Source organism: Thermoactinomyces sp. CICC 10521, assembly GCF_016055135.1.
GTDB classification, from domain to species: domain Bacteria; phylum Bacillota; class Bacilli; order Thermoactinomycetales; family Thermoactinomycetaceae; genus Thermoactinomyces_A; species Thermoactinomyces_A daqus.
In genome coordinates, this window is record NZ_JAECVZ010000056.1 from 1 (window position 1) to 5313 (window position 5313).

At 43.5% G+C, this 5313-nt stretch carries 7 protein-coding genes; all 7 read right to left on the reverse strand.

What is annotated here, in order from left to right; translation table 11 throughout:
• Positions 1–184: 184 nt before the first annotated feature.
• Positions 185–799, reverse strand: a complete 615-nt coding sequence (locus I8U17_RS17580) for an HNH endonuclease signature motif containing protein (RefSeq protein WP_198059939.1) — start codon at positions 797–799, stop codon at positions 185–187.
• 44 nt (positions 800–843) lie between these two features.
• Positions 844–1089: a hypothetical protein gene (locus I8U17_RS17585; RefSeq protein ID WP_198059940.1), complete on the reverse strand. Its 246-nt coding sequence runs from the start codon at positions 1087–1089 to the stop codon at positions 844–846.
• A 48-nt stretch (positions 1090–1137) separates the two neighbouring features.
• Positions 1138–2070, reverse strand: a complete 933-nt coding sequence (locus tag I8U17_RS17590) for a ParM/StbA family protein (protein WP_198059941.1) — start codon at positions 2068–2070, stop codon at positions 1138–1140.
• A 197-nt stretch (positions 2071–2267) separates the two neighbouring features.
• Positions 2268–2786: a hypothetical protein gene (locus I8U17_RS17595; protein WP_198059942.1), complete on the reverse strand. Its 519-nt coding sequence runs from the start codon at positions 2784–2786 to the stop codon at positions 2268–2270.
• 172 nt (positions 2787–2958) lie between these two features.
• Positions 2959–3207, reverse strand: a complete 249-nt coding sequence (locus I8U17_RS17600) for a hypothetical protein (protein ID WP_198059943.1) — start codon at positions 3205–3207, stop codon at positions 2959–2961.
• A gap of 134 nt (positions 3208–3341) precedes the next feature.
• Positions 3342–4520, reverse strand: a complete 1179-nt coding sequence (locus tag I8U17_RS17605; RefSeq protein WP_198059944.1) for a hypothetical protein — start codon at positions 4518–4520, stop codon at positions 3342–3344.
• A 483-nt stretch (positions 4521–5003) separates the two neighbouring features.
• Positions 5004–5313, reverse strand: a 310-nt coding sequence (locus tag I8U17_RS18490) for a hypothetical protein (RefSeq protein WP_232331178.1), incomplete at its 5' end; no start/stop codon positions are given.

Here is a 5313-nt window from a genome sequence, read left to right on the forward strand (position 1 = left end):
AGGTCACATCAGGTTTACTTTATCTGTATATATCCTAGAAATATACAAAACCCCATTCCTTTTCCGAAGAAAAGGGTGGGGTTTGTCATCAATCTCAGCGGGAGAAGTTAATCTCCCGCCCGTGCTATAATGTACATAGGCTTGTTCACCAAAGAGTCTGCGCCCTTTTCCGCAGGCTCTTTTTTTATTCATTATTCTCGGTTTCTAATTTACGAAGATAGTCTTGGAGTGTAAACGAGCCCCGCGCCCGTTTAAAATAGAGACTTGCATCTCCTGTCTTTTTCCAGTCCATATACTCTGCTAGTTGAAGTCCATCGTTCTTCCCTTTTCCATAAATTTGATGAAACTCATTATGATGCTCACTACACAATGTAATCCCATTGGCAAGTGAAAGCTCAAGGGTTTTAGCATATGCTCGAGACTCAATATGATGTGCTTCTAACTGCTCAGTCGTTCCACACACCATACATTTACCATCACGTTTTTTGATTTTCCAACGCCAATCCTGGAGATTGTTTGCTTTCTCTTGGTGAATTTGTTCTAAATGAGTACGAGCATTACTAACAACAGATTCTAACATTTCGAGATATGAAAGCGCATCATAGTGCTTGGGAATCTCTAATCGTATAAATTCGGTTCGATGTCGTTCTGTAAGTTCCCGTCCATTATGATGCATCCACAGGTGCTCCATATCGCTATGTTGTGTATACACTCGAATACTTACACCTGCTTCATCCACTTTAGAAACGGCTAACATCTTTCCACTGTTGTTAGATACTTGATATGTCCACTGGGGCATTGAGATCAGTCACACCCTCTATTATTGTAAAAATCCAGTATCATTTATAGGTTCGGCAATCCAGACACATCCTCCAAAATCTCTTCTTCCTCATACGGATTTTCTACCGGTTTTGATTGTTGTGGTGCTTGTACAACTCCTCCACCTGGCGGATAAAAGTAAGCAAACAAAACATATTTAATCGCATCGGAAATACTTTCGGGGTTTAAGGCATGAACCTTGTTATACAGGTCCGCTTCAATTGTGCTGTTCATGTTGAAAGTGACCTGTGGTCTCTTTCTGTTTGACACCACCGTCCCCCCTTTTCAAGCTAGATTGATACGCCGCATTCACTGATTCTATCGCTGAAGCGCATTTTTCGTATATTCTTTTTGTGCAATTTTGCCCAGTTCATAGTATCCGTACACATTCATTTTTTGAGCGTCAGTCACTGCATAGATCCCAGGGAAATGGTTCGCAAAAATGGATTCCATTTTTGAAGCCTTTCCGCCAACTAAGAAAAATCCTTGTTTCAGATCCGTTTTCCACACTTTCTGGGTTCTCGCTGAAATCATGGAAGCCAATTCAGCTGCGTTTTCTTCAACATTATCTATCCCGGAGCTTCCATTTTCCCAACCACGAGGGATCGTCCCGCTTTCACCATTCACATATACCCATCCGCGTTTTGCATCGAACTTGTATGTAGCATAGTTGGTCGTGAACGCTCCTGGATCGATGATGCGAACCACTTGAAGTCCGCCTGGCAAATATCCCATTGCTTTGATCCCGTAAAAGGCTGCTCCGCCTTCAACAGTTACCCAGCAATTGCGGATTCGCACTTCACATTTTTGACCATTCATCGTGAAGATGTGCGGCTTCCCGCCGTTTTCAATCAATTGCTTTAGCTTTTTCGCGTCCCCATTTTCGAAATTCGTTTTTGGGGCACCGGTTTGCACATCAATCATGCCGCTGGTATAGCCGCTCCGATAAAGCAAACCATAAAATAACCGCAAAGTGTCCTCAGTCGCTTTTGATTCGGTGGTTGGCTTCCGTTTCATATTTGCTCCATCTATCCTGGCCAAATCACCAACAAATAGCTTCTCTCCATTTTCTAGTTCAAGGATCAAGTCTTCAGGATGCGGACTATACACAGTCAAGTCAGTCGCCACATCAATGACACTTTCAAAAACAACGTCACCCTGATGTGATTTCGCTTTGCTATATCCCCGACCAATGTCCACAGCTAATAAATCGTGATAAGCCTTGGTGGGCTGTACCGACTGGTTAAACATGACCCATTACCCCTTCGCCTTATATTAGTGGCAAAAATGCATGAAATTTGCCATTAGAGTAAGTTTAAACGATTCGGATTTTGTTTTCAATGGCAAATTTGCATGAAGTATGCCAGTGACTCTATTATCATTATCACCTTATCAAACAAAAAATGCCCTATTTCCAGGCATTTTCTCAGTTTATTATCATTCAATTGTCATTCCTCATTCTTGATAGCGTCCTTAATCCGCTTAAATAGCCCTCTATGCCGTTTCTTACGCGATAATTGGCTAACTTCTCTATAAATATTGTTTATTTGATCGTTACTCGATCGTAGGAGCTTTGAGTGATCAACGTGATTGCCCTCGACCAGTTCACGTAACTCCTGAATTTCTCTCCTCATCTCCCGATTCTCCTGGAGGAGCCTTTTATTGATTCTCAGAAGCTCTTCAAGAAATTCACCTGCGGTAATGGGAATGCCCTGATCTTCTGCTACTATGATTGCCATCGGTTGCTCTTTGGCTAGGGACTCTTTGACTTCTTTTGAGGACCAGCGATTCACTACATGCATATTCCTGATTTTCTTGATTACTTCAAGCGAGTCAAAATGAACTACTTGCATGTGACCTTGCAGCTTAATCTTTATAAACTCTTCGTAATCTCGTAAGTATCGCCGGAGTGTTGGCTCCGGAATATCTAATTCCTTTGCAACTTTATGTATAGGTAACCACTCCACCATTAATTCCTCCCAGTAACTACTATTTCATTTTCACCTTATCACCTCGTAACCCTGAAAGTAATAAGTAATTATCACCACTGTTATTACTTAGTGATACACAGACCAAATTCCTTTATTAGAAAAGCATTGAACCAAAACTTTTCTTATCAAAAACGCAAAAAGCTCAACCTTATTCTTCGGTTGAGCTTTTTGGAACTAACTTTACAGTGTGTTTGGGGATCGGTGGAGGTGGAAGGGAAACCCCTAGTTCCTTCGCAACCTGCTCAAAGTACCCGATCTCATTAAGGTATTTAAATAAAAGCTCTTTGGTGAGACCAGAAAAGTTCACTCGATCTATGAACTTCAACATTTCATTTTCATAAAAGTTGTTTGGGTTAAACGACACTTGGCGCCGTTCTCTTCCATCTTTTTGGGCCATGACTTACTCTCCTTTATTTTTAAAGATGCCTCATCGCTCACTGTTTCGGGTTTACTGTTCTTCTTTAAACCAATCAGCGATTTCTCCTTTCTTATTTTAGACGCCCCCGGATTACCAGGAGCGCCTTTTTGTTTCTATGATACTTTATCGGCAAGCTCTTCTTTTAGCATAGCGGCGAATTTAGACGAAAGCGACTTGGTGAAATCAAACTTCTTCTGGATTTCCACACGTCCCGGCAGCTTTCCGTTTTCGGCTTGGAACTTCTTCGCCCATCTTTTCACTTTCTTGAAGTCGGCATCGGTTGTGCCTTTTTTCGTGCTGGTCTTTTTGACGCCCATCTTTTTGCCCGCTTGGGCGTCCACCTTCACGCCATCATCCGCGTCCGCCTCTGCGTCCGGTTTTGTGTCCATCTTGACGCCCGCATCTGCGCCCGTTCCCGCGTCCAGTTTCACGCCCGTCTGTGCGCCTGCTTGTCCGTCCGTTTTCGTGTCCGCTTTTACACCCGATTGGACGTCCATCTTTCCGCCTGCCTCTGTGTCCACTTTTGCGTCCGTTTGGGCGTCCGGTTCCACGGCCATCTTTGCATCCAAATCCGCGCCTGCTTTTGCGTCTTGTTTTTGAATGGCGGGCTGGTGTTCATCCTTGCCCTTTTTCGATTCACGTTTTGACTTGATCAAATTGAAAAGTATAGAAAACCAAGACGTTTTTTCTTTCTTCGCTTGGAACTGGTATGCCAGAACCTTTTTCATCATCAACAAAAGAATCGGCGTTGAGATCCCAATGGCTCTCCCAATGATGTTGTCCGCCATCCCCAAATAGTTCGAGATGACGACAAATGCAAAGCCCATCAAGAAAGTGACCCAAGGCGCCCATCCGCTCTTTTTCCCTTTATAATGATCGAGGTCGATGAGAATCGAACAATAGATGAAAGCCGTCTCCCAAACCGCCACGAAAACCAGCGCTGCAGTGCCGGACATGCCTCCATAAATCAGCATTTCATAGGAATGACCAGCGGAGACGTAGATGATTCCCGCCATTAGCAGGATGTTGATGGTGATCAAAACCGCCCGGACAAGGAATCCCCAAGTTCCTCGCGCTGTTTTCCCGATTCCCCTGCCGAACGACCGCAACATCGGGCCAAAATCGCCAAACCAGTCGAAAAGCCAATATAGAAAGCGAACCACAAAATTCGGCTTCCGGGTATGACCGCGTCGAACCCAGCTGGGGATTTCGGTTTGGTGGATTACGTTTGAGATCATTTCCCGCCGGATGTGGCTTCTCCTTCTACTACGCAACCGTAGAACGTGATACAATAAAATCACTCCTTCTGTGATGTAAAGGGTTTTTGTAGGCCTTGAGTGATGGGCTAGATCGCTCAAGGCTTTAATTATGTTCAATTAAAATGATAATTCAATCAATTACGATTGTCAACAATTTTGTCATGACAAAAACAATATTCATTAGCACACGATTCCAGACGTCATTATTCGGATTTAGCTCCAGATCCGCCAAGGATTTGTGGGAACAATGTTCGTTTTTAGGGTTCTGATCATTGCGCATGGCTGCACCATATCGTTCGGAAACACAAAAAAACGGGTACTGGCGTTCAACCGGTACCCGGATCTCTGACCTAACTAACGAATCTAAATTTGTAACTGGCGGCCCGTTCGCTGCTCTGGAAGAAAATCCCTCCGCGCAGGCACCACGTTGCACGCCGCCAGCACGGGGCCCGGACGTGGTGCGCCAATGCCCATAGCCATTTCAAAAGTCAATCAGCCTAGGTACTAAAATCCCCTCTAAAGTAAGTCTCCATAATAAATATCTTCAACAACTTTTAGAAACAAATTCTCCGAAGTTAGCAAATAAAGTAATGTATCAACAAAAAAAGCGAATTTTTTATAAAAGACTTCACTTGAATCGATAGAATTAGATTCAGAATATATATATCCAACAAAAATTAAAGTCTGAAGTCTTGCCTGAAAAAGTTGAAGTTGTTGCGTTTGTCTACTTAATGAACCCCAAAAGTCCAGACATTTTAAGCCGCATTTGAGGTAAAACGTTGACGGAACTCCTTTGGAGACAGGTACCCCAACGCAGAGTGTGGCC